General features: G+C 68.8%; 3 protein-coding genes. 2 read left to right on the top strand and 1 reads right to left on the bottom strand.

Annotated elements, in window-relative coordinates:
• Positions 1 to 306: CHAT domain-containing protein (locus FXN61_RS51290; protein WP_223165920.1), on the top strand; the 306-nt coding region annotated here is incomplete at its 5' end.
• Positions 264 to 530 (top strand): CHAT domain-containing protein, encoded by a 267-nt coding sequence (locus FXN61_RS51285; RefSeq protein ID WP_223165919.1) that lies wholly within the window; start codon positions 264 to 266, stop codon positions 528 to 530. The genes FXN61_RS51290 and FXN61_RS51285, both read left to right, overlap by 43 nt.
• Before the next feature lies 1 nt (position 531).
• On the opposite strand, the gene FXN61_RS49235 is transcribed toward FXN61_RS51285, so the two are convergent.
• Positions 532 to 1089 carry a restriction endonuclease gene (locus tag FXN61_RS49235; RefSeq protein ID WP_167980609.1) on the bottom strand — a complete coding sequence of 186 codons (558 nt, stop codon included), beginning with the start codon at positions 1087 to 1089 and terminating at the stop codon, positions 532 to 534.
• Positions 1090 to 1758 lie beyond the last annotated feature (669 nt).

Below are 1758 nucleotides of genomic sequence, written 5' to 3'. Positions count from 1 at the left end.
CCCGGCGCGGAGCGGGAGGCGGCGGTGGTGCGCACCCACCTGCCCGGCGCGGTCGACGTGGTCAGCGGGACCGCGGCGACCCGCGACGCTGTCGTCGCGGCCCTGCCGAAGGCACGGATCGCGCACTTCGCGTGCCACGGCAACAGCGACCTGACCAATCCCTCGGGGAGCCTGCTTCTGCTGGCCGACCACCACAACCACCCGCTCACCGTGCTGGACCTCGCACACCTGCGCCTCGACGCCGACCTGGCTTTCCTGTCCGCGTGCTCGACGGCCCGCCCCGGCGGGCGCTGGCGGACGAGGTGATCCATCTGGCATCGGCGTTCCAGTTGGCGGGGTACCGGCACGTGATCGGCACCCTGTGGCCGATCGGCGACCAGCACGCCCTGGACTTCGCGGAACTGGTCTACCCGGCGATCGCGGCGGGCGGCGACATCGCGACAGCCGTGCACGCCGCTACCCGCACCCTGCGCGACCGCCACCCCGATGACCCGCTGGCGTGGGCGTCCCACGTCCACGTCGGCGCGTGAGTCAGATCCCAGGCCGCCCCAACAGGAACTCCGCGACACACTCCGGGTGGTCCTCGTCGTCGGCGGCCAACATCATCCCCCGCACACCCGCTCCACCGTGGAAGCAGGCCACGAGGGCGGGCCGGGCGGCCTTGCCCGTGTCCCGGGTGGTGAAGACGAACCGTCCCTCGGCGACGGTGACGAGCGCGATCCCGTGGGTCCTGGCGAACTCGACCGCCCCCGCCTGGAACGCCGAGGTCGCCACCAACACCCCTTTGTGCGCACCCACGCTCTGCACCTTCTGCCGCAACACCTGCACCAACTCCCGCTTGATCGGGTTCCGGTGCAACTTCGCCTCGACCACCACAAGGAAATCCATCCCGGCGAACCGGTACCGCACGGTCGCGTCGAACTCGTAGACCCCGTCCACCCCCGTGACCTTCTCGTGCGCGCTCACCACAAGCCCGTCGACCTGGGACCTTGCGGCCCCCAACAGTTCCCCGGCGACGTACTCCTCGAACTCACCCGGCGTGATCCCCAGGTACGGATACCGCCCCACCACCCGCTCGTCCTGCACCACCACGCCACGTTATCGCGGGTGGTTACGACGCTGGTCACTCCGATGACCAGTTGGCAGGACTCCGCACCCCGCTCGGCCGTCGAGGCCTCCCTCTCCACATGTGCCCCATACGGCCGCTGCACGAGGCCATCCTCGCCGACTGCGAGCGGGTCCTGGGCCGCGAGCATCCAACAACGGAAGTTGTCCGCTCGAACTTGGCGTCCTTGAACGGTTAGCTCGTCGCTCGCTACCTCGGTCTGCACGCGAATCCCACGGGTGACCAACGTCCGCTCATGGGCTACTTGTTTACTGGTGGCACGATCGGTGCCCGGCCAGGCCCGGTCGAGGTGTTCGGCGGGTCGCTCTCTCATTGGCTGCCCACCGCGCGGTTGGGTGTGGCTCTCACATGGCATGCCTCTCGCCGAGCACCGCGGCCAGGAGAGGCTCAAGAGGGGTCTGCCCAGCTCGAAGTAGCGTTGCCCTCCTTGCCATCTCATCCCGGCTCGAGGTGAGGAGCACCGCGTGGGACGCGTGATGATCGGCATGGATCCACACAAGAGATCCGCCACCATTGAGATCATCGACGAACGGGAGCTAGACGGTATGACGTGACCGCTTGATGTGAGTGGTCGCGGGCCGGGGCCTCGCTCACGCTTGTTCGTGGGTTGCCGGGCAGGAGTGGCCTGCTCG

Origin of the sequence: Lentzea indica, from assembly GCF_012184385.1 — a bacterium.
Classification (GTDB): domain Bacteria; phylum Actinomycetota; class Actinomycetes; order Mycobacteriales; family Pseudonocardiaceae; genus Lentzea; species Lentzea indica.
The sequence above is the reverse complement of the archived record's forward strand: the minus strand, read 5'-3'. Positions and strand labels throughout refer to the sequence as shown.